Annotated in this window: 19 protein-coding genes, 1 tRNA gene and 1 riboswitch; of the genes, 6 read left to right on the forward strand and 14 right to left on the reverse strand. The window is 62.1% G+C overall.

Going from position 1 to position 25,427, the window contains the following annotated elements; translation table 11 throughout:
- Window positions 1-117: 117 nt before the first annotated feature.
- Window positions 118-741 carry a CDP-alcohol phosphatidyltransferase family protein gene (locus tag E2A64_RS03395; RefSeq protein WP_133283013.1) on the forward strand — a complete coding sequence of 208 codons (624 nt, stop codon included), beginning with the start codon at window positions 118-120 and terminating at the stop codon, window positions 739-741.
- On the opposite strand, the gene E2A64_RS03400 is transcribed toward E2A64_RS03395, so the two are convergent.
- Entirely contained in the window at window positions 730-1,914 is a 1,185-nt protein-coding gene (locus E2A64_RS03400) for an O-succinylhomoserine sulfhydrylase (protein ID WP_133283014.1), read from the reverse strand. The genes E2A64_RS03395 and E2A64_RS03400 overlap by 12 nt on opposite strands.
- 49 nt (window positions 1,915-1,963) lie before the next feature.
- A riboswitch (SAM riboswitch) is annotated at window positions 1,964-2,041 on the reverse strand.
- 73 nt (window positions 2,042-2,114) lie between these two features.
- Between E2A64_RS03400 and E2A64_RS03405 the strand changes: the two genes are divergently transcribed.
- Window positions 2,115-3,224 (forward strand): 2'-deoxycytidine 5'-triphosphate deaminase, encoded by a 1,110-nt coding sequence (locus tag E2A64_RS03405; protein WP_133283015.1) that lies wholly within the window; start codon window positions 2,115-2,117, stop codon window positions 3,222-3,224.
- A gap of 8 nt (window positions 3,225-3,232) precedes the next feature.
- Here the strand turns inward: E2A64_RS03405 and E2A64_RS03410 are convergent, their stop codons facing one another.
- The 3 genes from E2A64_RS03410 to E2A64_RS03420 form a co-directional block, all read right to left on the reverse strand.
- A complete protein-coding gene (locus tag E2A64_RS03410; RefSeq protein WP_133283016.1) occupies window positions 3,233-3,901 on the reverse strand; it encodes a hypothetical protein in 669 nt (222 codons plus the stop codon).
- A 63-nt stretch (window positions 3,902-3,964) separates the two neighbouring features.
- The gene (locus E2A64_RS03415) at window positions 3,965-4,588 is read right to left on the reverse strand and encodes a hypothetical protein (RefSeq protein ID WP_133283017.1); all 624 of its coding nucleotides are present in this window, start codon (window positions 4,586-4,588) and stop codon (window positions 3,965-3,967) included.
- A gap of 185 nt (window positions 4,589-4,773) precedes the next feature.
- On the reverse strand, window positions 4,774-5,439 hold the full coding sequence (locus E2A64_RS03420) for a helix-turn-helix domain-containing protein (RefSeq protein WP_158285670.1): 666 nt from the start codon (window positions 5,437-5,439) through the stop codon (window positions 4,774-4,776).
- Between the two features lie 408 nt (window positions 5,440-5,847).
- Here E2A64_RS03420 and E2A64_RS03425 point away from each other — a divergent pair.
- Both E2A64_RS03425 and E2A64_RS03430 read left to right on the forward strand, forming a co-directional pair.
- Window positions 5,848-5,921: transfer RNA gene (locus E2A64_RS03425), tRNA-Gly, on the forward strand.
- Window positions 5,922-6,179: 258 nt separating this feature from the next.
- Window positions 6,180-7,820: a pilus assembly protein gene (locus E2A64_RS03430; RefSeq protein WP_133283019.1), complete on the forward strand. Its 1,641-nt coding sequence runs from the start codon at window positions 6,180-6,182 to the stop codon at window positions 7,818-7,820.
- 109 nt (window positions 7,821-7,929) lie between these two features.
- On the opposite strand, the gene E2A64_RS03435 is transcribed toward E2A64_RS03430, so the two are convergent.
- Window positions 7,930-9,846: a glycosyltransferase gene (locus tag E2A64_RS03435; RefSeq protein ID WP_158285671.1), complete on the reverse strand. Its 1,917-nt coding sequence runs from the start codon at window positions 9,844-9,846 to the stop codon at window positions 7,930-7,932.
- A gap of 78 nt (window positions 9,847-9,924) precedes the next feature.
- On the opposite strand from E2A64_RS03435, the gene E2A64_RS03440 reads away from it, so the two are divergent.
- Window positions 9,925-10,806 carry a transporter substrate-binding domain-containing protein gene (locus E2A64_RS03440; protein ID WP_133283021.1) on the forward strand — a complete coding sequence of 294 codons (882 nt, stop codon included), beginning with the start codon at window positions 9,925-9,927 and terminating at the stop codon, window positions 10,804-10,806.
- Here the strand turns inward: E2A64_RS03440 and E2A64_RS03445 are convergent.
- From E2A64_RS03445 to E2A64_RS03485, 9 genes are all read right to left on the reverse strand, one after another.
- Complete coding sequence (locus E2A64_RS03445) at window positions 10,800-11,645, reverse strand: sterol desaturase family protein (RefSeq protein WP_133283022.1); 846 nt, start codon at window positions 11,643-11,645, stop codon at window positions 10,800-10,802. The two genes, E2A64_RS03440 and E2A64_RS03445, sit on opposite strands and share 7 nt — an antisense overlap.
- Before the next feature lie 83 nt (window positions 11,646-11,728).
- Window positions 11,729-12,142, reverse strand: coding sequence for a tellurite resistance TerB family protein (locus E2A64_RS03450; protein ID WP_133283023.1), 414 nt, complete (start codon window positions 12,140-12,142; stop codon window positions 11,729-11,731).
- Between the two features lie 92 nt (window positions 12,143-12,234).
- Window positions 12,235-12,906, reverse strand: a complete 672-nt coding sequence (locus E2A64_RS03455) for a LexA family transcriptional regulator (RefSeq protein ID WP_133283024.1) — start codon at window positions 12,904-12,906, stop codon at window positions 12,235-12,237.
- Window positions 12,907-13,013: 107 nt separating this feature from the next.
- A complete protein-coding gene (locus E2A64_RS03460; RefSeq protein ID WP_133283025.1) occupies window positions 13,014-13,637 on the reverse strand; it encodes a 2-hydroxychromene-2-carboxylate isomerase in 624 nt (207 codons plus the stop codon).
- A gap of 172 nt (window positions 13,638-13,809) precedes the next feature.
- On the reverse strand, window positions 13,810-16,032 hold the full coding sequence (locus tag E2A64_RS03465) for a 3-hydroxyacyl-CoA dehydrogenase NAD-binding domain-containing protein (protein WP_133283026.1): 2,223 nt from the start codon (window positions 16,030-16,032) through the stop codon (window positions 13,810-13,812).
- A gap of 16 nt (window positions 16,033-16,048) precedes the next feature.
- Window positions 16,049-17,257: an acetyl-CoA C-acetyltransferase gene (locus E2A64_RS03470; protein WP_133283027.1), complete on the reverse strand. Its 1,209-nt coding sequence runs from the start codon at window positions 17,255-17,257 to the stop codon at window positions 16,049-16,051.
- Between the two features lie 70 nt (window positions 17,258-17,327).
- On the reverse strand, window positions 17,328-18,500 hold the full coding sequence (locus E2A64_RS03475; RefSeq protein WP_133283028.1) for an acyl-CoA dehydrogenase family protein: 1,173 nt from the start codon (window positions 18,498-18,500) through the stop codon (window positions 17,328-17,330).
- A gap of 40 nt (window positions 18,501-18,540) precedes the next feature.
- A complete protein-coding gene (locus E2A64_RS03480; protein ID WP_133283029.1) occupies window positions 18,541-20,334 on the reverse strand; it encodes an acyl-CoA dehydrogenase C-terminal domain-containing protein in 1,794 nt (597 codons plus the stop codon).
- 329 nt (window positions 20,335-20,663) lie between these two features.
- Window positions 20,664-21,062: a MerR family transcriptional regulator gene (locus E2A64_RS03485; protein WP_133283030.1), complete on the reverse strand. Its 399-nt coding sequence runs from the start codon at window positions 21,060-21,062 to the stop codon at window positions 20,664-20,666.
- Between the two features lie 320 nt (window positions 21,063-21,382).
- Here E2A64_RS03485 and E2A64_RS03490 point away from each other — a divergent pair, with 320 nt between their 5' ends.
- Window positions 21,383-25,288 carry an SEL1-like repeat protein gene (locus E2A64_RS03490; protein WP_133283031.1) on the forward strand — a complete coding sequence of 1,302 codons (3,906 nt, stop codon included), beginning with the start codon at window positions 21,383-21,385 and terminating at the stop codon, window positions 25,286-25,288.
- Window positions 25,289-25,427: the final 139 nt, after the last annotated feature.

Raw genomic sequence — 25,427 nt, forward strand, 5'->3', positions numbered from 1 at the left:
GTAACGGGCGAAACCATCGGAAGCAAGCATTCTGAGCGTTTAGGGCGCGAGAAGTTGAATCGCGAGTGAACATGAATAACGCTATCGGTAGATCATGGCCAATTTACAGAGACCCGCATGCTTGATGGACAATTGAAAAGACGGATGGATCCGCTTCTTGTCGCAACCGCCAGGCGTCTGGCCGCCATGGGCGTGACGGCGAATGGTGTCACCTATGCGGCATTTGCCGTCGGTCTGGCTGCCGCAGCCGCAATCGCCTCCGGCCACACCCTGTGGGGGCTTGGCCTTCTTCTCCTCAGCCGTCTGGGTGACGGTCTCGATGGCGCGGTGGCGCGCCAGTCAGGCCCGAGCGATTTCGGCGGGCTGATCGATATCGTGCTGGATTTCGCCTTCTACGGCATCATCCCTCTGGCCTTCATCCTGCTCGACCCGGTGGCCAATGGGATCGCGGGCGGACTGCTGCTGCTCTCGTTCTATGTGAACGGTGCAAGCTTTCTCGCCTACGCGATCATAGCTGAGAAGCGCGGAGAGACGACGCAGCAGCGCGGGGCGAAGTCGATCCATTTCACCACCGGCCTCGCCGAGGCGACGGAAACCTATCTGGCATTCGCCGTCTTCTGCCTCTGGCCTGCGGGATTTGCGATCACCGCGACCATTTTCGCGGTGATCTGTTTCTACACGGCGGCCTCGCGACTGGTTCTCGCGCGCCGGGCCTTCGGTCCGGACCGCTCAGATGGCTGACAAGGCGTTGTCGATGTCCTCGATCAGGTCCTGGACGTCTTCGATGCCGAGCGACATGCGGACGAGACCGTCACCGATGGAGAGTTCCGCGCGAGCCTCGTCGGTGAGGTTCTTGTGCGTGGTGGTCGCCGGATGCGTGATCAGGCTCTTCGCATCGCCGAGATTGTTGGAAATGCGGATGATCTCCAGCGCGTTCTGGAAACGGAAGGCTGCATCCTTTCCGCCCTTGAACTCGAAGGCGACCATGGTCGATCCGCCGGCCATCTGCTTCTTGCAGATCTCGGCCTGCGGGTGGTCGTCGCGCCCCGGATAGATGACGCGGGCGACCTCCTGACGATCGGCGAGGAAGTCGGCGATCTTGCCGGCGCTCGCGGTCTGTTGGCCGACGCGCAGCGGCAGCGTTTCGAGACCCTTCATGAGAACCCACGCGTTGAAGGGCGACATGCCCGGTCCGGTGTGGCGGAAATAGTCGTGCAGGTGCTCGTCGATCCAGTCCTTGTCGGACAATACCACGCCGCCCAGGCAGCGTCCCTGGCCATCGATGTGCTTGGTGGCTGAATAGGCGACCACGTGAGCGCCGAGTTCCAGCGGTTTCTGCAGGATCGGCGTGGCGAAGACATTGTCGACCACGAGCTTGGCGCCGGCCTGATCGGCCAGCCGCGCGACGGCTGCGATATCGACCACTTCCAGCGTCGGGTTGGTCGGGCTTTCGAGGAAGAAAACCTTGGTATTCGGGCGCACGGCCTTCTCCCAGGCGGAGAGGTCACGACCGTCCACGAAGCTTGTCTCGATCCCGTATTTCGGCATCAACTGCTCGACGACCCAGCGGCACGAGCCGAACAGGGCGCGCGCGGAGACGACGTGATCGCCGGCCCTGAGCTGGCAGAGAAGGGCTGCGGTGACCGCCGCCATGCCCGAGGCCGTCGCCCGCGCATCTTCCGCGCCTTCGAGCATGCACATGCGCTTTTCGAACATGTCCGTGGTCGGGTTGGCGTAGCGGGAATAGATGAAGCCGGGTTCCTCGCCCTTGAAGCGTGCTTCTGCGGCTTCCGAGCTGTCATAGACGAAGCCCTGCGTCAGGAAGAGGGCTTCCGAGGTCTCGCCGAACTGGCTGCGGTTGATGCCACCGTGAACGAGCTGGGTGGCGGCTCTCAATTTGCGTGTGTTCGTCATTGTCTGTCTTGATCCAACAAAAAACCGGCCCGCAAAGTTGCAAAGCCGGTGACACAGACACCCGACCTTTTAGCAACTTGTTTTACGTGGCTGCAAGCCGGTCGGCCAAATCACCACGGGATAAGCGGGCTTTTACTCCGTTCCCCGGCTTGCGTCAATTCCCGGGCATTGTCATGAAGAGGCAAGTCCCGGAGAACGATATGCAGCCAACAACCGGAATTCTTGCCGACAGCGCCATTGCCGAGCTTCACGCGAGCGGTGCGATCCGTGCCGGCAAAGCCTTCGACGATGATCAGATCCAGCCCGCGAGCCTCGACCTGAGGCTCGGCGCTCTGGCCTATCGCGTTCGTGCCAGTTTCCTGCCGGGCCCTGGCCATACGGTGAAGGACAAGCTCGACCGCCTCAAGCTCCACGAGTTCGAATTGAGCGAAGGCGCGGTTCTGGAAACCGGCTGCGTTTACATGGTGCCGCTTCTCGAAAGTCTGAAACTACCGGAGACGGTCTCCGCCTCGACCAATCCGAAGAGTTCGACCGGGCGCCTCGACATCTTCACTCGCGTGCTCACCGATCATGGCCAGGAGTTCGACCAGATTCCGCTCGGTTACGAGGGGCCGCTGTGGCTGGAGATCAGTCCGCGGACTTTCCCGATCGTGGTCAGGACCGGCTCCCGGCTTTCGCAGATCCGGTTCCGTCAGGGCACGAGCCAGCTCGGCGAGGAGGAGCTGCGCGCGCTTCACAAGAGCGAGACCCTGATCGCTGCCGACAACCCGAATGTCTCCGGCGGCGGCATCGCACTGTCGATCGATCTCGAGGGCAGCGGCAAGGGCAGCCTTGTCGGATATCGCGGGAAGCATCACACCGCCGTCGTCAATGTCGACCGCAAGGCCGAGTACGACATCGATGATTTCTGGGAACCGATCTACAATCGCGGTTCCGCCGATCTCGTGCTCGATCCCGACGAATTCTATATTCTCGTGTCGCGCGAGGCGGTGCATGTCCCGCCCATGCATGCTGCCGAGATGACGCCGTTCGATCCTCTGGTGGGCGAATTCCGCGTTCATTACGCCGGTTTCTTCGATCCCGGTTTCGGTCATGCGGGCGTGGGCGGCACGGGAAGCCGCGCAGTCCTCGAAGTCCGCTCGCACGAAGTTCCCTTCATTCTCGAGCATGGGCAGATCGTCGGACGCCTGGTCTACGAGCGCATGCTGACGCTTCCGCAGCGGCTTTACGGGGAAAGCCTCGCCTCCAACTATCAGGCGCAGGGGCTCAAGCTCTCCAAGCATTTCAAGTCGCCGCTTCCCAGGCCGTAACTGACGATTCAGGTCAGCGGCCCGGTCTGGAACTGTGCGGACTGATCGTCGAAATGGACGGTCTGCGAGGTAGTGACGCTGAAATCCAGGAGAAGCGGCGGCTGTCCCGAAATCTGTGAGAAGGACCGGCTTCTTTTGCTGGCAACCGAAAGATTGGGCAGGACCTGGTTCGGCACCGCCATCCCGACCTGGGCACCGCTCAGGACGGTGAGAAGGACCTGATTGTTGATCGTGAAGCTTCCCAGTCCGTTGTTGAGGATCGAGGAGGCGGAGGTTATCGCCAGGGCCTGGGAAATTCCGTTGACCTTGAAGCTTCGTGCGAGCCCGGAGACCGTGGTTGCTCCTGACTTGTTGGTCAACTGCACCGTTTGCGGCAAGGTCGTGTTGCCGGTGGCTTTGATAAGGCTGCCATCATAGGTGAATGTCTGGCCGGAGATCGCGGCGGCGAAGGAGTTGATCGTCAGAACGGAGTAGGCTCCCAGGCCGTGGCCGGACGTATAGACCGACAGCGCCTCCGTCCAGGCGATCTGCATGTTGTTCGTCGCGGTGCTCAGAAGCGCCACGATCTGGTAGGTGGCATGCGTTTCGGGTTGAAGGAGCGCAACCGACATTCCGGCGCCCGCAATGGTTTGCAGCCCCTGTTGATCGAATTGGATGTCGAGCACGTAGTTGGTCAATTGGGTGCTCCGGCAAGGTGTCAGCTTCGGGCCGGATGAAGCTCCGGCCCGAAGCGAGGTCGGTCAGTTCGCGATGAACTGGTTGTTCTGGTCGTTGTAGGCGATCGCAGCGGTGTTGTTGGTCGTATACTCGACAGTCAGCGCATTGCCCGCGACCTGCGAGATGACAATGCCGTTGTCGGAGTAGCTGGACGTGAACACCATGATCGTTTCGATCGGGGTGAAGAGCGCGGTCTGATTGTAGAGCACGCCGGCCGCGCACAGGGGAGCCGAAACATTCTTGCCGTTCACGCTTGCGCCCTGCAGCAGGCCGGCCGTCACCATCGGGGTCGTGCCGATCATGAGGTCCGGGTCGGCATTGATGATCTGGTACTGCGTCGGGCCGACCCTGCCCGAAATGCCCTTGTCGAAGAACCCGGAATTGTTGAGGGTGTAGCTGCTGCCCCCGATCGCCGTGGCCACCGAGCTGGTTCTGATCGTCGCGCCGGCCTGGGCGTTCGTGGTCGATGAGTAGACCGAATACTGCTCCGTCCAGGTGATGACGTTGTTCATCTGCGGCGTGAACGAAATCCAGGCGGTCGGCTTGCCGCCCGAGGATTGCTTGACGATGGTCACGCTCTGCCCGGCCTGGGTGAGAGCGGTGAGGCCTGCCTGGTCGATGCTTATGTCGAGTTCGTAAGTCGGCATCTTCTTTTCCCTGTTGTTTGAAGGGGGAGTGCGATCCTCCCGCCTGAACGGTTGAGGTTCTGGTTTGCGCCGCCTCAAGTAATGCCTGATGAAACTCGCATATATTTGGGAATATCAAATATTATCCTGAGAAGGCATGAGAAGTAAACGGTAAAATTCCCGGGAATATTTTTGAATGAGGCCCGTTAATTTTTGTAGTTTTCAGTATTTCTGTAGTTGTAAGGCGTAACGCCGAAATGACGTCTGAAGGCTGTGGTGAAGTTGCAGGGAAGATCATAGCCGAAATCGGCGGCTATCACGCTCACGGGGGTGTTCGTCAGCCGCAACTGGCGGGCCGCGCTCTCGAGCCGCAGCTTTCTCTGCCAGGCCGAGGGAGGAAGCCCCATTTCGCGCTTGAAGGTCGCGTTCAGGGTGTTGTGGTTGGTATTGGACATGTCGGCCAGCGCCCTGATTGAAACGTTGCTCCCGATATTTTCCGCCATGTAGGCGCAGGATCGCTCGACCATGGCGACGCGCGAGTAACGGTAGGCGGGATCCTTCAGCGACTGGGCGCGGCATTGGGCCAGAAGGCGGACATGAAGTTCCGGGGCGACAAGCGGCCAGCTGAGAAAATCCGCAAATCCCGCCAGGTAGATGTCCTGACGGCTGTCCGTCTGTGCATCGATGAGCCCCAGATTCGATTGCCCCGCTCCGGGCTTTAGATTTGGCGTTCCGGTCAGACCGCGCAGGTGCCGCCTGCAGTCGAAGATGACGATCCGCTTCTCCGTCTCGCCACTGGCGGGCAGGGTTTCGACGATATCGAATTTCGACCCGTTGCGGATGGAGCCGCGCAAGAGCCGGTCCAGGCCCATGTCCTCCGACTGAAGCAGAAGTTGAAAAGTCTCCAGCCCACGATGTGTTGTCGTATGGAAGAATGCGATATGACGGCCGCTACGCCTCTCGTTTTCCATGAATTCACCGCAACCAAGGAACACTTTATGGTTGTAATGCAACCTAAAGTAAATGGTAGGGATGAGAGCGTCGGTCTCCTGTTGCGCGCGTCACTCTCGCATTTGCGCAATTCATTGCAGCGGTTACGCGAGCAACAGTCATGCGGCCGAGCGAAAGGCTTCGGTCCGGGGCGGGCTGCGTCTCGATTTGGGACGGGGCGCGGGTAGTGGGTGCGGCGTGTCGGCAGGCCGTTTCCGGCGCTGATCTTGCTTCCGCCTGAATGATTTTATTTGACTTGGTCGGCCGTGCCCGGCATGGATTTGCGGCATGCGGGTGTAGCTCAATGGTAGAGCAGCAGCTTCCCAAGCTGACGACGAGGGTTCGATTCCCTTCACCCGCTCCATTTTGCAAGGCTGGTTGAAGCAGATCTGCGCACACTGGTCCTGTACGACTTGTCCTGACGACCGACCGGCGTACGGCGAGAGCCCCGCATGGATGATCGGATGCTCATGTTTTGGCCGCAGCTATCTGCTGCTCGAATATGAATGTATGCGCATCTAATCATCGGGAAATCTAGATATCTATATATTAACCAGTTATTTTAACAGCGCCGCAAATCATTGCCTGTAACCTGCTCCGAACAAAATCGGGAGATTGGGCAATGGCAAGCATGAAGCGCTTCTGGGCGGACCGTGACGGCAATTTTGGGATGATGCTGGGAATCATGGCCGTCCCGTTGCTGATCGCCGGAGGTCTCGCCGTCGATTACGTCAATCTCAGCCGGCAGAAAACCGGTATCCAGGACGCGCTGGACGCTGCCGCCCTCGCCGTGACGCGGGAAGGGCCGAAGAACCTCACCGAGGAACAGGCGAGGGAGTTGGCGATGCAGTTCGTTCGAGCGAACTACCCCGATCTCAAGCTTCAGGTGCGGGCGAAGATCGTCGACGAGGATACGGTCGAGATTTCCGGCCAGAGCGATTACCCGATCAGTTTCGGCAGCGTTTTCGGTTCGCCATCCGTCGATGTCGCAGCAGCCTCACGCGCCACCTACTCCGCCATCAGATACGAGATCGTATTTGTGCTCGACACCACCGGCTCGATGGCAGGGGGAAAGCTGCAGGCGATGCAGGCTGCGGTGACAGGCATGATCGACGATATCGAAAAGGAACAGCTTCCCGCCGGCAGCATGAAGTATGCCGTCGTGCCTTATGCGGGTTTCGTCAATGTCGGTGCTCAATACGGTCCCACAATCAGCAGCACCGGTGTGGTGACGAAACCCGCAGCCTCCTGGCTGGACGTCAATAGTGCCGCCAAGCTTCGTCAATCGGATCTGCCTCAGGGGCTGAGCCGTTTCGCGCTCTTTCACCATCTGGGACAAAAATGGACGGGTTGCGTAGAGACCCGCCAGGCGAGCCTCAAGGGCAAGCATGATACCGAGGATACTCCGCCCTCCGCTTACGATCCCCTGAGCCTGTTCACGCCGATGTTTGCCATCGACGAGCCGGACAATACGGGCGACTGGCCCTATCCGAACAGTTATCTCAGCGATAGCAGCAGCGCCGTGGTGCCCGGCAACACCGATAATGCCGACAAGATCAAGCGTCTGAAGCGCTATGGCCGGATGTCCACCTACACCAATCCGACCACGCTGCAGACATCGCTTCAGGAAGTCGCGACCTGGCGCAAGGTGACGGTGAACAGCGCGCCTTCGCAGCTTTATTCCAACGAAGCCGATCCGAAGGGTCCGAATTACGGCTGCGAGATCGAGCCAATTCAACCGCTCACCGAGGATGCGGCCAAGGTCAAGCAGATGGTCGGCGGCCTCTATGCAAACGGCTCGACCAATACGCTTACCGGTGTCACATGGGGATGGCGCGTCCTGTCGCCTGGTGAGCCCTTCACGGAGGGGCTGCCGAAGACCGAAAAGAATGTCGTCAAGACGATGGTCTTTCTCACCGACGGCGCCAATTCCTTTGGTGTGCTGCCCAACAATCTCAAGTCCGGCTACACCAGCCTTGGCTATCTCGTCGATGGTCGCTTGAACGGTCACACCGCCGGAACCAACGAGACTTTGGGCACCGAGCTCGATGCCAAGACGCTTACGGCATGTACCAACATCAAGAATGACGGAATCGACATCTTCACGATCCGGCTCGAGGAGCCCGATGTGCAGACCGGCGAGATGCTGAAGAGTTGCGCCAGCGGGCCGAATAACTTCTTCGATGCGCCGTCGCGGACCCAGCTCGATGGCATCTTCAAGGCGATCAGGAAGGAGATCATGCGCGTCCGGCTGACATCCTGACGGTCCAGGGTTCGCGCGTCCCGGCTTTCGGAACCGGCAGCGGCATCGATTGCTCGACACGCATCGATCCGCTCATCCCGGATCCCGGTCGTGCAGGTGATCCTGCTTGCTAGTCAGTTTGTATCTCGGTGGGGCGCTCTTGTCCGGCCGCCGGCTCGTAAGCCTTGTGCGGCGTCTTTGCCCAATGATGGGGCTTGCGGCGCAATTCGACCATTGCGATCCATGAAGCCCATGCCATGGCAAGCCAGTAGACGGGCAGCATGGCCAGATGACGGGGTGCAATGCGTTGCTGCTCCCTTGCCGTCATGTGCATCAGTCCCATGACGGCGAAGGCGATGTAGCTGCTCGCCACGCTTGCGACATCCAGGATGAAGAGGCCGGAATGGAGTGGCTCGTGCGCGGAGAAGGTGCCGAGCGCCGAGTTCGCAAGATAGTTGCCGATCAGCACATACATGAGCGGGTGGGCCAGTGTGGAAAGCAGCATGCCGGCGATGAGAACCTGCGACGCCATGAAGCCGTATGGCCCCATCTCGCTGAGTGTCCGCCAGGGGCTGCGCATCAGGATCAGCCAGGTTTGCGCCCAGCCCTTGAGCCAGCGGGTGCGCTGGCGGGTCCAGACGGTGAGGGTTTCCGGCGCGGTTTCGATCGTGGCATGATAGGCGGCGACGGTGCGGTAGCCGGCACGGTAGAGCCGCATGCCGAGATCCGCATCCTCCGTCACATTGTAGGGATCCCATCCTCCGACCTCCTCCAGCACCTTGCGTGGAAAATGGTTGGAGGTGCCGCCAAGCGGCACCGGCAGTCCGAACCGCCCCATGAAGGGAATGAGAGAACGGAAGAGGCCGGCATATTCGATGGCAAACAGCGCGGTTACCCAGTTCTTGCGGTAGTTCGCGATGACCAGCGGGGACTGGACGCAGCCGGTGCGTCCATCGGACGTCCGGAAAATGCCATAGGCTTCGCGAAGCTGGCCCGGCGCGGGAATGTCTTCGGCATCGTAGAGCACCACATAGTCGCCTTTGGCGCCTGCCATCGCGTAGGAGAGCGCCTTGGGTTTCGTCTTCGGCCCGAGGGCGGGCACGCGGACGATTTCACAGTGCGGCCCCGGATTGGCGGCGCGAAGGGCACGCATGGTCTTCAAGTCGTCCTGCTCGCAGATGAACTTGATGTCGAGGCGTGATTTCGGCCAGTCGAGCCGATGCAGCGACCGGACGAGTTGTCCGACGACTACCTCCTCGTCCTTCAGCGCAACGAGAACCGTGTAGATCGGCAGTTTGTCGAGATGCGGGAGGACGGGCGGCGGCGGCCGCTTTCCCAGCGCGGCGGCGCATAATCTCAGAAGACTGGAAGACAGGAAAAGCAGGGTCAGCACAATATGGGTGAGCACAAGCGCGGGAGTGGGCGAGGTGACGAAGGCTGCGATGAGGGCGCAGAATGTCAGCGCCAGGGCAAAGCCCTGCGTGCCGGTCAGGACGGTGCGCGCGCTCATCTCTCTGTATCGCTCGTCGAGCGCCGATGTCGTGAGGCGCGCCCGTGCGGTTTCGTTCGCCGCCCAGACAGCCGCGCGGATCGAAGCCGGTGAGGCTACGGCAAGTCGCGAACGCAATTCCGGTTGTCTGCTCAGGCGTTGCTGCTCGTCCGACAGGGTGCGGGCGCTGGGAACGATGACGGTGAGGATGCGGTTCCGGTCGTTGACGCGCAGCGGACCGTCGCGCACGAGAAGGATGTCGATCGAAGCCGGTGTCAGCACCGATTTCGGGTCGATTCTCTCGAAAAAGTGGAGGCCGAGGCGTTCCGCGAGCCAGCGATAATAGATATCCGGCCTGATGTGGCGTGCGGCGATCAGTTCGGCCTCGATGGTGGTGCCGTTCCTCTCCGCGTCCTCCGTCGCGCGCGCGAGGTGCGGCTTGCCTATGCCGCAGGACCGGAAAAAGCTCGCTTCGGCCTCCATCGGGTCCGGGGGCGTGAAGCGAGGAGCTGCTCCGACGAGCTCCGTTCGGCTGCGCCTCCCCGGAAAAGCGATCATCTCTGTGGCTTCAACTGTCTTGCTCGGCGCCATGACTCTGTTACACACAAGAACCGTCGGGGAGGAGTTGCACGCGCCATGGTGCCAAAGGTTGTAAATCGAGTCTTTACATCTTTTTGTAATTTTTTGCGCGTTTCTTGCGCTATACTTGCGATATTTGTAATATATCCCGAAGCCTATCCTGTACAGGCGCAGGATTCCCCGAATTATGTTGATCCGCGTGAACGTATAGCGGCGCCGGATATTTCGCGCCGCAACCGGATCCGCTTTCTCACCACGGTTGATTTCCCGCCCTTCAACTTCCTCGACCAGTCTCAGCGTCTCGCCGGCTTCAACGTCGACTTGGCGCGCGCCATCTGCGAGGTGCTGAATGTGGTGGACCGCTGCCAGATCCAGGCTCTTCCGTGGGAAGAGCTCGATCATGCCCTTCTGAACGGACAGGGCGAGGCGATCATCGCAGGTCTGTCCCAGACGCCTGAGACGTTGAAGAACTATCGTTTCAGCCGGCCCTACATGGAACTTCCCGCCCGTTTTGTGGTGCGCCGGGAGTCCGGGCTCGGCGAGAACGTCGCCGCCGAGCTTTCAGGCAGGAAGGTGGGGGTGGTGAAGGGCTCGGCCCACGAGGCGATGCTCAAGGCCTGGTTCGCCGATATGGAGGAGGTGTCGTTTGACGACGCGGCCGCTGCCCACGCGGCGCTGATGGGCAAGGAGGTCGAAGCGCTCTACGGCGATGGCGTGCAGCTGTCCTTCTGGCTGCAAAGCGCGAGTGCCGCGAACTGCTGCACATTCTACGGCGGACCGTATCTGTCGTCCTATTATCTCGGCGAGGGACTGGCGATTGCCGTCACGCCGGAAGATGCGGATCTTGCGCTCGCCTTCGATCACGCGATCTCCGTTCTCAACCGGAACGGTCGTTTCGCCGAACTCTATCTGCGCTGGTTCCCCAAAGGCGTCTACTGAGCACGTTTCCGGTTGTTTGACGGATTGCGAAAGGGCAGGGCGAGCGACCAGCCGAGTTGCGAGGTTTCGCGGCCCCGCCATTCGGCCAGGCCGATCTCGATATCCGTGTCGCCGCGTCGGGGATCTCGGGTATAGGTCGCAAACAGCCGGTCCCATACCGACAGGTTGAAGCCGTAATTGGAATCGGTCTCGCGCGGATCGGTGGAGTGATGGATGCGGTGCATGTCGGGTGTCACGATCAGCCGGCGCAGGACACGGTCGACCGGCTTCGGCAGGCGGATATTGGCGTGGTTGAACATCGCCGCCCCGTTGAGCACGATCTCGAAGGCCAGCACGGCCGCGGCCGGTGCGCCCATCGCCACCACGATCGCCGCCTTCCAGACCATCGAAAGAACGATCTCGAGCGGATGGAACCTGAGGGCCGTCGTCAGGTCGACGCCGGTATCGGCGTGGTGCATGCGGTGAATGCGCCACAGGAGCGGCCATTTGTGGCTGACAAGATGTTCGAGCCAGACGGCGAAATCGAGGATGATGAAAGCCAGGATGCCGGCGAGCCAGATCGGCAGTCCCAGCAGCGGAAACAGGCCGTAGCCCTTCGATTGCGCCCAGATCGCGGTCCCGACGGCGGCAAGCGGGAAGACCAGCCGCAGCGCCAGCGAGGAGATCAGCACGATGGCGATATTGGTGACCCAGCGACGGGACTTGTAGGCGCCCGCCAGCTCCGGCCGTTCCAGACGCGGGGCGACAAGCTCGGTGATCGCCATGACGAGAAAGATCAGGCCGAAGGCGCCGAGCCGCAGCAAAGGTTCGCTTTCGGTGAACTGATAGGCCTCGTTCATGGATCCTCCCGGTCTGCCGTCAGGCGCTCTTGTCGCCCGGTGTGCGGCTCACCCGCCAGACAATTTGCCGTGAGGGCGGCCGTTTACGCCGAGCGGAAACGGGCGATGGCGCCGCGCTCGATCGCCGCGCAGGTGAGCTTGTCGAGGCCGAGCCGGTCGCGCAGCATCTGCAGGAGCCGGATTTCCTCCTCCTGGATGTTGTAGTCGGCCGAGGCGATTTCGACCGCGATCGCATAGGCCGTGTCGTAGAGCCGGGCGGGCACGGCGTCACGGATGACCTCGAGCACGATGTCGAGCCCCTCGGGGCCCTTCAGTATCTCGGCACAGTCGCGGCTGACATCGACGATGCGGTTGTCATCGAAGCTGGAGAATACCGGAAGGAAGCGGACCAGGCGTCCGATACGGGCCATCTCGGCGTCGTTCATGGCGGTATCGACGGCCGACATGACGACCATGAGATAGATCAGGGCTTCTTGCGAGGAAATGGCCTTTGGCATGGTTCTGTCCGGGTCTCCAGTTGACGGTCCCTTGGAGAATAGGAATCTGGAAACCGCCATACAAGAGGGACCTTGCCTGCCTGTCGGCCGGATTACTGGCTCGCCCAGATGATCCGCGCCATCCAGTCGATCTCCTCCGTCCCGAACGTCCTGTTCGGGTGCTCCGGATTGAGGGAAGCGAGGTCAACGGCCTTGGGTGTCTGACGAGAGAGGACCTTGGCCATCACCTCGCCATCGCGTGTCCTGACCACCACCCGGTCGCCGCGCCTCAGTTGGGCGCCCGGCTCGACGATCACGATGTCGCCGTCGCGGTAGAGAGGCATCATGGAATCGCCCTGGACTTCAAGCGCATACACGTTTCCGCCGGCAGCCGGGTTGGCCGGGAAGTCGACAAGGTCCCAGCCCTGACCGGCCGGAAATCCGCCATCGTCGAAGAACCCGCCCGCGCCGGCCTGGGCAAAACCGAGAAGCGGGATCGACCCGTGTTGGGGAAGAAAAGCGCTGTCCGGCAAGTCGCCGCGCGCTAGCGGAGCCTTGCCTCCCATGAGGGAAAGGAAATCCTCCACCGACGAGCCTGTCGCCTGAAGCACTTTCGACAGCGATTCGGTCGACGGCCAGCGGTCGCGGCCATCCGCCCCCTGGCGCTTGGATTTGTTGAAGGAGGTCGGATCGAGGCCGGCACGGCGCGCCAGTCCGGAAGCCGTCAGCCCGTGCCGCTCGGCCAGTTCGTCGATCGCCGTCCAGATACGGTCGTGAGAGAGCATTCTGTCTTTCCGTCAGCCGTCATCCAACAGGAGCTTTCTAGCCCAAAACCCCACTCATGATAAGGGGGAATAGGAAAAATATCCTCTCCCGCATGCCGGCCGATGTGTCAGCGCGGAGCGACGAACGGGGAGCGGCCTTCGCTGAGCGCCTGATCAAGATGCTCAAGCCGGTCCTGCCCGAAGAAGGCCTCGCCGTTGTAGACGTAGGTAGGAACGCCCACGACGTCGGCCTCGATTGCGGCGCGCGCATTGTTCTTGCGGATTTCCTCGGCCCAATCGGTCTTTGCGTCGGTCAGAGCAGGCAGCGGGTCGAGGCCGCACTGGGAAAGATAGGAGGCCAGCACCTGCTCCTGGCGAATGTCGTCATCATAGGCCCAGAGCCCGCCGAGCACCTTGTTGATGAAGTAGCGGGGGTCGTGGCCGTTCTCCACAAGCCCGACGGCCACACGATCGGCGAAACCCGGATCCGTCGGCCAGAACTTGGGCTCGATCTTGATCGGGAGCTTGCGATAATGGGCCTGGCGCTGGAGTTCCACCAGCCGCATGCGCTGGCGGACAGGCGGGCGTTCGCCGGGAGGAACGGCACCGGAAATGGCCCAGACGTCCTTGAGGTTGACCGCCTTGAAATTGACGGTCGCCTTGTGCTTTTCCGCAATGTCGCAGAACAGCCGGTGACCGAGATAGCAGAACGGCGAAGCGCAGGTGAAGTAGTAGTCGATGGTTGCCGCCATGGTTTCCCCTTGCAATCGATCCGCGCCGCGGATCAGCAAGGCGGAGAGTGCGCTTGCGCAGACCGACTGGCAAGACGGCCCGGCAAACGATCCAGAACATGTTGAACGAGATCGCTACGAATGAAAACGGGCCCGAAGGCCCGTTCCTGCATCCCGGCGATGACATTTGCCCTCAGGCAGCCGCCCTGGTGGCCGCACTTTCCGACGAACCGAAACGGCCATAGAAGGTCTCGCCCTTCTCCGCCATTTCGACGAGCAGCTTGGGGGCCTTGAACTGCTTGCCGTATTTGCGCTGCAGGCTCTTGCACATGGCGACGAACTCGGCAGCGCCCATTTCGTCGATGTAGGAGAGCGCGCCACCGGTGTGTGGAGCGAAGCCGAAGCCCAGAATGGTGCCGATATCGGCTTCCCGGGGATCGGTCACGATGCCTTCTTCCATGGTGCGGGCCGCTTCGAGCGCAATCGTGGCGAGGAAGCGGTTCTTCAGCTCCTGCACGTCGATCTTGCTGGCGTCCTGCTGGTCGTAGAGCGTCTTGAGTTCGGGCCAGAGGTGCTTCTTGCCCGGCTTTGCGGGATAGTCGTAGAACCCCTTGCCGTTCTTGCGGCCCAGCCGGCCCTCCGTCTCGACCATGCGCTCGACGAGTTCGAGATGGCGCGGATCGACCGCCTTCTCGCCCATGTCGGCAATCGCTGCGCGAATGATCTTGAGCGACAGGTCGATGGCCACCTCGTCGTTGAGCGAAAGGGGACCGACCGGCATGCCGGCCATCTTGGCCGAGTTCTCGATCATCGCCGGCGGCACGCCTTCGATGAGCATGTTGTAGCTCTCGTTCATGTAGCGCAGCACGCAGCGATTGACGAAGAAGCCGCGGGTGTCGTTGACGACGATGGGGGTCTTCTTGATGGCCGCGACATAGTCGAGCGCCACCGCAAGCGCCTTGTCCGAGGTCTTCCGGCCGAGAATGATTTCGGTCAGCATCATCTTGTCGACCGGCGAGAAGAAGTGGATGCCGATGAAGTTCTTCGGACGCCTCGAGTTCTTCGCAAGCCCGGTGATCGGCAGCGTCGACGTGTTCGAGGCGAAGATCGCGGAGGGCTTGATATGCGCCTCGATGGCCTCGGTCACGGTCTTCTTGACCTCGCGGTCCTCGAAGACGGCCTCGATGACGAGATCGGCGTCGGAAAGATCCGCGTAGTCCGATGACGGCGTGATCAGCGACAGAAGCTTCTCGCCGGCTTCCTTGGTGGTCTTGCCGCGCTGGACGCCCTTCTGGACGATGCTTTCCGAATGCGCCTTGCCCTTGTTGGCGGCATCCATGTCCTTGTCGATGAGGACGACAGGAATGCCGGCCTTGGCCGTCACATAGGCAATGCCCGCGCCCATGAAGCCGGCGCCGACGACGCCAACCTTCTTGAGCTTGACCGGCTTGATGCCCTCGGGGCGTCGGGCGCCCTTGTTGAGTTCCTGCAGCGAGATGAAGAGCGAGCGGATCATCGCGCGCGCCTGCGGGGTCTGCAGAATGTGGGTGAAGTAGCGCTGCTCGATCTTCAGGCCGGTTTCAAAGGGAACTTGAAGCCCCTCGAAGACGCATTTGAGGATCGCTGCGGCTGCCGGATAGTTGCCCTGCGTCTCGCGGCGCAGAATGGCCGAGGCCGCCGGCCAGAGCTGAGCGCCCTGAGCCGACCAGACCGGTCCGCCGGGAGCCTTGAAGCCTTTCTCGTCCCACGGCTGAACCGGCTTGAGACCGTTTTTGATCATCGCCTTGGCGGTGGGGATTAGCTTCTTGGGTTCGGCGACCTCGTGGATGAGGCCCATGGCCTTGGCGCGCTTGGGGTCGAGATTCTGACCGGTGGTCATCATCTGCAGCGCGTCCTGGGCATTGGTCAGGCGCGGAACGCGCTGGGTTCCGCCGGCGCCGGGGAAGATGCCGACCTTGACCTCGGGCAGGGCCATCTTCACCGATGGTGCGTCGGCGGCCACGCGGCCGTGGCAGGCGAGCGACAGTTCGAACGCGCCGCCCATGCAGGTCCCGTTGATCGCCGAAACCCAGGGCTTGCCGCAGGTTTCGATCTTGCGCCACAGCCAGCTCATCTTGCCGACGAGGTCGAAGATGACCTGCTGTGCGGTATCCGGGTTCCTGGCGGTCTCGGCTTTGACGGTCGAGAACATGCCGGTGATCATGGTCAGGTCGGCGCCGCCGGAAAAGCTCGACTTGCCGGAGGTGAAGACCACGCCCTTGACGGCATCGTCAGCCACGAGCTGGTCGACGATCTTGTCGAGTTCGACGAGCACCTCCTCGTTGAACACGTTCATCGACTTGTCGGGCATGTCCCAGGTGATGAGGGCGATGCCGTCCTTGTCGGTGTCGATCTTGAAGTTCCTGTAATCGGTCATTGTCGTCCTCCCTGGCTCAAACGCGCTCGATGATCGTTGCCGTGCCCATGCCCGCTCCGATGCAGAGCGTGACAAGCGCGGTGTTGAGATCGCGCCGCTCGAGTTCGTCGAGCACGGTTCCGAGGATCATGGCGCCGGTGGCGCCGAGCGGATGGCCCATGGCGATCGCGCCGCCATTGACGTTGATCTTGTCGTGGGGAATGTCGAAGGCCTGCATGTAGCGCAGGACCACGGCCGCAAACGCCTCGTTGAGTTCGAACAGGTCGATGTCCTCGAGCTTCATCCTGGCACGCTTGAGAAGCTTCTCGGTCACGTCGACCGGGCCGGTCAGCATCAGCGCCGGGTCGGAGCCGATATTGGCGAATGCCTTGATCCTGGCGCGGGGCTCGAGGCCCATGGCCTTGCCGCCGCGCTTGGAGCCCAGAAGCACGAGACCGGCACCATCGACGATGCCCGACGAATTGCCGGCATGGTGGACGAAGTTGACGGATTCCACTTCCGGGTGGGCCTGGATGGCCACCGCTCCGAAGCCGCCCATTTCCGCCGGCATCTGGAACGAGGCGTTGAGGCCTGCAAGGCTCTGCATGTCGGTGCCGGGACGCATGTGCTCGTCACGGTCGAGAATGGTCAGGCCGTTGATGTCCTTGACCGGTACGACCGACTTCTTGAAGTAGCCCTTTTCCCAGGAATTGGCGGCGCGCTTCTGGCTTTCCACCGCATAGGCGTCCACGTCGTCGCGCGAGAAGCCGTATTTGGTGGCGATCAGGTCGGCGGACACGCCCTGCGGCATGAAATAGGACGGCAGGTTGACGGATGGATCCATGAACCAGGCGCCGCCCTGTGCGCCGATGCCGATGCGCGACATCGATTCCACGCCGCCGGCGATCACGATGTCGTCCGCGCCCTGGGCGATCTTGGCGGCGCCGAGATTGACGGCGTCGAGACCGGAGGCGCAGAAGCGGTTGATCTGCATGCCCGGTGCCTCGGTCGCGTAGCCGGCTTCGAAAGTGGCCGCACGCGCGATGTCGCCACCGGCTTCGCCGATGGCGTCGACGCAGCCCATGACGATGTCATCGACCTTGGCGGTGTCCAGCCCATTGCGGTCACGCAGGGCTTCCAGCATGTGCGAGGCGAGCCTTACCGAGGGAACCTCGTGCAGGCTGCCATCCTTCTTGCCGCGCCCTCTGGGGGTGCGGACATGGTCATATATGAATGCGTCGGTCATCGGGGCCTCCCGTTCTTATTTCCGTTTTCACGGTCTTGTCCGGCTCACTGGCGAAGGGGCGGTTGTGCCCTTACAGGCTTCGCGCAATGAGCAGTTTCATGATCTCGTTGGTTCCGCCGTAGATGCGCTGGACGCGGGCGTCGCGGAACATCCGGGCGATCGGGTATTCGTTCATGTAGCCGTATCCGCCATGCAGCTGCAGGCACTCGTCGACGACCTTGCACTGCAGGTCGGAGGTCAGATACTTGACCATCGAGGCCTTGGTGGCGTCGAGTTCGCCCTTCAGGTGCAGTTCGATGCAGTGATTGACGAGAACGCGGGCCATATAGGCTTCGCTCTTCAGTTCGGCGAGCTTGAACTGGGTGTTCTGAAACTCGATCACCGCCTTGCCGAAGGCCTTGCGTTCCCTGACATAGTCGATGGTGACGGCGAGCGCGCGCTCGACCATGGAAATTGCCTGGTTGCCGATCAGGAGGCGCTCCTGCGGCAGTTCGGTCATCAGCTGGACGAAGCCCTGACCTTCCTCCGTGCCCAGCATGTTCGACGTCGGAATGCGCACATCGTCGAAGAACAGTTCGGACGTGTCGTTTGCCTTCAGGCCCACCTTGTCGAGATTGCGTCCGCGCCGGAAGCCTTCCACCTCGTCCGTCTCGATCACCATCAGCGAGGTGCCCTTGGCGCCCTTCGACGGATCGGTTTTCGTGACCACGATGATCAGGTTGGCGTGCTGGCCGTTGGTGATGAAGGTCTTCGAGCCGTTGACGACATAATGGTTGCCGTCCTTCCTGGCCGTCGTCTTGATGCCCTGCAGGTCGGAGCCCGCGCCGGGTTCGGTCATGGCGATGGCGCCGATCAGTTCGCCGGTCGCCATCCGCGGCAGCCATCTGCGCTTCTGTTCCTCGGAGCCGAAATGCAGGATGTAGGGCGCGACGATGGCGTTGTGGAGCGCGATGCCGAAACCGTCGACGCCGACATGGCCGAGCGCGTCGGCAATCGCCGCCTCATGGGCATAGGTGCCGCCCGAGCCGCCATAGGTTTCCGGCATGGAGGCACACAGAAGCCCGGCCTCGCCCGCCTTCTCCCATGTTTCGCGATCCACCTTTTCCTGTTTCTCGAAGCGCTCGTAATCGGGAAGCACTTCGGTCTCCAGCCAGCGATTGGCCATGTCGGAGAGCATGACGACGTCCTCTTCCATCCATGCCGGATGGGGAACACCGAGAATGTCCTGCGGTCGCGTCACCATGCTGTCCTCCCTTGGCTTTCCTGCTGGCCCGGCAGATGGATCAGAACGCCTCCGCGTCGAGTGCCATGAGCGTTTCCGCGCCCGTTTCGATCCGGGCCTTGCGCATCGCGGTTTCAGGCATCACACGCTCCATGAAGAAGCGCGCTGTGGCAAGCTTGGTTTCGTAGAATGCGGCGTTGTCGGCGCCGTCGGCGAGCTTCTGCTGCGCGGCCTTGGCCATCAGGCCCCACATGTAGCCCAGAACGACCAGGCCGAAGAGATGCATGTAGTCGGTCGAGGCGGCGCCCGCGTTGTTTGGGTCCTTCATGCCGTTCTGCATCAGCCACATCGAGGCGGCCTGCATGTCGTTGAGACCCTTCTTGATCGCCTTGGTGTAGGGCGCCATCTTTTCGTCGGAGCGGTTGTCCTCGCAGAAATCGCCGACTTCCTTGAAAAAGGCCATGACCGCGCGGCCATTGTTCATGCCGAGCTTGCGGCCCACGAGGTCGAGCGCCTGGATGCCGTTGGCGCCCTCGTAGATCATGGCGATGCGCGCGTCGCGCACATACTGGCTCATGCCCCATTCCTCGATGTAGCCGTGACCGCCATAGACCTGCTGGGCCATCACGGCGTGGTCGAAGCCGCGGTCGGTGAGCACGCCTTTGACGACCGGCGTCACCAGGCCGAGAATGTCGGAGGCGGCGGTCGCGTCGGCTTCTACTTCCGAGCGATGGGCGATGTCGGATTTCAGCGCCGTCCAGATGACGAAGGCGCGGCCGGCTTCGTTGAACGACTTGATGGTCATCAGCGTGCGGCGGATGTCCGGATGCACGATCAGCGGATCGGCCTTCTTGTCCGGATATTTCGGACCGGTCAGCGCGCGGCCCTGAATGCGTTCGCGCGCGTAATCGGCGGCATTCTGGTAGGCGACCTCCGCAATCGACTGACCCTGCAGGCCGACGCCCAGGCGGGCTTCGTTCATCATCACGAACATGGCCTTCAGTCCGGCATTCTCGCCGCCGATCAGGTAGCCCGTCGCCTCGTCATAATTCATCACGCAGGTCGAGTTGCCGTGGATGCCCATCTTCTCCTCGAGCGAACCGCAGGAGACGGCGTTGCGCTTGCCGACCGAACCGTCCTCGCCGACCATGAACTTCGGCACGATGAACAGGGAAATGCCCTTTGTGCCTTCCGGCGCACCCTCGATGCGGGCAAGCACCAGATGGATGATGTTGTCGGACATGTCGTGTTCGCCGGCGGAGATGAAGATCTTCTGACCGGAAATCCTGTAGGAGCCGTCGCCGTTCGGAACCGCCTTGGTGCGCAGCATGCCGAGATCGGTGCCGCAATGGGGCTCGGTTAGGTTCATCGTGCCCGTCCAGGTGCCCTCGATCATCTTCGGCAGGTATTTCGACTTCTGCGCGTCGTCGCCGTGTACCTGGATTGCCGCGATCGCACCCTGGGTCAGGCCCGGATACATCATCAGGGCCATGTTGGCCGAGCTCATATATTCGCCGATGGCCGTGTGCAGCGTGTAGGGCAGGCCCTGGCCGCCATATTCGGGATCGGCCGCAAGGCCCAGCCAGCCGCTTTCGCAATACTGCTTGTAGGCCGCCTTGAAACCCTCGGGCGTCGTCACCGAGCCGTCGTCGGCGCGCTTGCAGCCCTGTTGATCGCCAACCTGGTTGAGCGGGAAGAGGACTTCCTCGCTGAACTTCGCCGCTTCCTGCACGATCGCCTCGACCACATCGGGAGACGCATCGGCGAAGCCTGCGAGGTTGGAGTAGCGCTCGATGCCGAGCACGTCGTTGAGAATGAAAAGGGTATCGTCGACGGGGGCCTTGAAGACGGGCATGTTTTCCTCACCAGTTTTTAGGGGCCTGCGGGGCACCGTTGCGCACAAAGCGCTCCTCGGGAGTGTTCATACTGTTTTTTGACGTTTGCGTAAACGTAAAAAATCACCCACCTGTGTCGATTTTGGTGAGTGCACTGCGGAAATCGGGCAAAAATCGGCCTTTTTCAAACAAGTCGTGCCGAAAAATGCGGAGTTCCATTGATATGGATGTTGGCCCGAAGTCAGGGCAAAGCCAAGCGAAATCAGCGCGGTTCGCCCGTCTCCGAGCCATGCCGAGGAGCCCGGACGCCATATGCCGGCCGGTCGCTGACGTTCAGGTTGACGGAGAATCAGGACTCGGAGAGCATTTCGCGAACCACGTCGATGGTGCGCTGCAGTTCCTGGATGGCCGTTTCGAGATGGGCGCGCTGCTCTTCGAGGATGCGCATCTGCGCCTTGCCCTTTTCAAGCGCCACGCGGAGCTGCGTCTCGTTCTTGCCGTGGGGATCGTAGAGCTCGATCATCCGCTTGACCTCGGTCAGCGAGAAGCCGAGCCGCTTGCCGAGCAGGATAAGCTTGAGGCGGGCGCGATCCCGTTTCGAGTAGATCCGCGTCACCCCGTTGCGGGTGGGACGCAGCAAACCCTTGTCCTCATAGAAGCGGAGTGTTCGCAGGGTTACGTCGAATTCGCGCGCCAGATCGCCGATGCGATAGCTGGCATCGTCCTGTTCATGGCTGGTGTCGTTCATGCCGTAATGCCTGCGTCGCTTGGTTCGATCCGGAAATGCTCAACGCACGATTACCGGAAAAGGGATGTTCAATCGACCTTTTGGTCCCGAATAATTCCAGAGGCAAACCGAAAAAGTAACCTTGGTTAACGGGTTGTTTACCACGTTTAACCGATTGTGCCGCCTAGAACGGTACGACCGGATCGTCAAGTACAGCGTCATTTCCCGGAAAACCGAGGTGCAAGAACTGCGATACGTTCCAGCGGGGGCTGGAGCTATCGTACGAGAAACCGGAGTGCCCGTGGCGGATATCCGCCACAAGGGCGGAGCGGACATAGATTATGTACGGATCGCGCAAGAACAGCTACGAGACCGGCGGACGGGACGCAACGCTCGACACGCTCAACCGCACCATCGAGGGGCTCGAGGCGCGGATTGAGGGATTGCTCGGGCGCGGCGAACAGCAGCCCGCACCTTGGCGCACCGCGCCGGATGCCGGCCGCGGCGATCCGCTCGCGGAGATCCGGGCCCGCCAGGAGCAGCTTTCCGGCCGTCCCACGAAGCCTTACGCGCCGCGTCAGGGCCGTCCGGGTCCGCAGCGTTCCCACGCCGCATCCAATCAGTATGCCGATCATCGCTACGCGCCCCGGTCCTCGTCGCAGCAAGCACCGCAGAATGAAGGCCTGCGCCATCTCGCCGAGGCGATTGCCGAGATGCGCCGCGACCTCAAGAACGAAATCCAGGACAGCCTCTCCCGCGAACTCGGCGCCATCCGCCATGAAGTGCGCGACCTGACATCCAGTTCCCGCGACATCGGCCTCCCCGACGATCTCAACACCGAAATCGCCAGCCTCTCCGCCCGCATCGAGCGGCTGGGCGACAGCGGTCAGGTCGACAGCCTGCGTCTCGAGCTCGATTCGATGCGCTCGATGATCGAGGGTCTGGCACGCGAAGACAGCATTCGCTCTCTGGAAAGCCGCTGGCAGTCGGTCGAGGATCAGGTCTCCGCCATCGACATGGGCGGCGTGCGCGACGATCTCGTCAAGCTCGCCTACCGGATCGACGACGTGCGCGAGGCGCTGTCTTCCATTCCCGCATCCGCCGTCCCCGGCGAACTTGAAAACCGCATCGTCGAGATTTCCCGCGCCATCGAGGAGCTCGCCCACCGTTCGGAAATTCCCGCCGACCAACTGCGGCAGTATTTCACCGCGATCGGCGATCGCCTCGACGGCATCACCGCTTCCGTCAGCCACCTTCAGGAACAGCAGCAGGCCTACTCGTTCGATCCCGAGAGCTTCTCGGTTCTCGAAGAGCGCATCAATGCCATCACCCAGAAGCTCGGCAGCCTCGAAGTCAACAATCTGGCATCCGAGATGGGTGGCCGCCTCGATCAGGTCGCAAGCCGTCTCGACAGGCTGGCCGACGAGGACGCGGTCGGGCGTCTCGACCAGCGGCTGGCTCATCTGCAGTCCATGCTCGAAGATGGATCGCCGCATGCCGACAGTTCGATCTTCCCAGCGCTGTCTGAAAACATTGCGGTCCTTTCGGGCAAGCTCGACCGCGTCGGCCGCTCCGCCGACAGCAATGTCGGCGAGCAGCTCGCCGACCGCCTTGACGACCTCGTCGCCCGCATCGACGCGCTGCAACAGCAGCAGGCTGCCCCGCAGCCCGCAGCTGAAGTGCCGGATGCGGTCATCGGCCGCCTCGAGGCCCTGATCGGGCGTGTCGAGGAGAAGGCGTCGCGCCCCATTGATCCGCTTCCCGGTTTCGAAACGTTCGACGCCCGTCTGTCGGAGATCGCCGCTCGTCTCGATAGCCAGTCCGCACCCGCGATCGCGGAGATGCATTTCCCGGGCTTCGACGATCTCGAGGCCCGCCTGAGCGATATTTCCGCCAAGCTCGACCGGGCCGGCGCGGCTCCCAGCGGTTTCGACGGCGACGAGGCCCTGCGCAATCTCGAGCAGCAGATTGCCAGCCTCTCCCGGCAGATCGCGTCCGTTCCGGGCGTCGAAGGCATGGAGCGGATCGACAGCCGCCTCGGTGTTATCGAAGAGCAGCTCTCCACCAACGACGAATATGTGATCGAGGCCGCGCGGCAGGCAGCAGAGGCTGCGATTGCCGCCTATTCGAGCCGCGCCGATCTCGCCGGTGGTCAGGCCGCCGGCAACATGGAAATCATCACCGCGCTGGCTGACGACCTCAAGGCGCTCGAAAATCTCAGCCGCAAGAGCGACGAGCGCAATCTTCGCGCTTTCCAGGGCGTCCAGGAAACGCTTCTGAAGATCGCCGAGCGCATGGAAGCCCTGCAGACCTCGGAACGCGCCACCAGGCAGGCAGTCGAGGCGGTCTCGGCGAAGGCCGCTCCCGCAATGCCGCGCGCCGACACCAGGATTCTCGACCAGATGTCGGTCGAGGAGCCCGAGTGGGAAACCCCGGCCGAGGGCCAGGGTCGTCGCCGGGTCGAAGCTGATAGGTCGCCGGCCGAAGCCGCGGCCATGGCCGCGGCATTCGCCGCCGGGCGCAAGACCGGCAACGTGCAGTCCGATGAGGACGAAGAAGGTGGCAAATCCTTCCTTGCTGGCCTGACCTCGCGTATCCGCTCGCGAAAGACGGGCGGTGAAGAGACCTCCGCCGAGCCGCGCTTCACCGAAGATCAGACCCCACCGCTCGAGCCCTCCCTGGAGCTCGACGAGGAAACGGCAAACATGCCGCTCGAGCCCGGTTCCGGCGCGCCAGACATCAACCGCATTCTCCAGAAGGTGCGCGAGACCCAGGCACGCGGCAAGGAAGCCGGCGACACCGATGGCGACAAGTCGCAGTTCCTGGCATCCGCCCGCCGCGCCGCAATGGCAGCCGCGGCCGAAGCCGAAACGCTTACGAAAACCAAGGCCGGCAAATCGGGCAAGTCGGCCAAGGCCGGCATTTCCTCCAGGCGCCGCCCGATCCTGATGGCCGTCGGCGCGGTGCTGCTGGTGGTCATGAGCGTGCCGTTGCTCACGGATCTGCTGGGCGGCGGCGACCGGAACCAGGGACCGGTTGTTGCCCAGGCACCGGCAATCGTTCAGGCCGACCCGGCCATGGGCTATGTCGCGGGGAACCAGTCGCTGAAAACGCTTGCCGGCGATGAAAGCCAGATTGCCGCAGCCGATGGGTCGAATGTGCGTGTCGTGGACGACCGTGATTCCGGTCTTCCTGCCGATGCGCCGGTCATGTCCGACATGAACAGTGAGCCGCTCGTCATCGAGCATGTGTCGAGTGATCCGGCCCTTGGCAGCAACCCTTCCGCCGCAGGCGGCGAGACCGAGATGGCCTCGCTGGGGCAGACTTTGGGCCAGGATGGCGCCGATATCGCGGATCCTGTCATCGAGATCGATCCCGAACTCAAGGCCGATCTCGACGCGCTGCCGCAGGGAATTCTGTCGCCGGAATTGCGCAGGGCCGCCGAAGAGGTCAATCCGGTCGCTTTCTTTGAAATCGGTGCCCGCTTCACCGAAGGCCGCGGTGCGGCGATCGATCTGGCCAAGGCCGTGACCTGGTACGAGCGCGCCGCCGATCTCGGCCATGCGCCGTCGCAGTATCGTCTGGCGAATTTCTACGAGAAAGGCAGCGGCGTGCCGCGCGATCTCGATGCCGCCAAGAAGTGGTATCAGCTTGCAGCCGAGCAGGGTAACGCCAGCGCCATGCACAACCTCGCCGTCCTCTACGCCACGGCCGGAGCTGCGCCGGACTTCGATTCTGCGGCGAACTGGTTCGAGAAGGCTGCCGATCTCGGCGTTCGCGACAGCCAGGTCAACCTCGCCATCCTCTATGCGCGCGGCGACGGCGTGACCCGCGACCTCGAACAGTCCTACAAGTGGTTCGCGATCGCCGCGAGCGAGGGCGACAAGGATGCGGCATCCAAGCGCGACGAAGTCTTCAACGCGCTGCGTCCGGAACAGACCGAGCGGGCCCGTGAGCTGGTTGCCGCCTGGAAGGTGGCGCCGCTGAACGAGGCTGCGAATGCGGTTGATGTGCCGGCCACCTGGGGTGGCACCGAGACGGTCACCGCAACGGTCGACATGTCCAAGGCGATCCGCAACATCCAGGCGATCCTGCTCAACAACGGCTATGATGCAGGCAAGCCGGACGGCATCATGGGCCGGAAGACCGTTGCCGCCATCAAGGAATTCCAGAAGGCCGAGGGCATGGAGCCCGACGGCGAGGTCACCGATCAGCTGGTCCGCAAGCTTCTCGAGCGCAACAACTAGAGCCCGGTAAAACTTTTCCGGCAAGGGACGTTTCGCCCTTGTTTTTAGGGGCGCGCTTTGATTTGACTTGGGCCGCTGAAATGCGCAGAACCGCTTGTGGCGGCCCAACGTTCCGACCTCCAGGTACGGCACCGGGTTA

The organism is Pseudohoeflea suaedae (genome assembly GCF_004354915.1).
Taxonomy (GTDB): domain Bacteria; phylum Pseudomonadota; class Alphaproteobacteria; order Rhizobiales; family Rhizobiaceae; genus Pseudohoeflea; species Pseudohoeflea suaedae.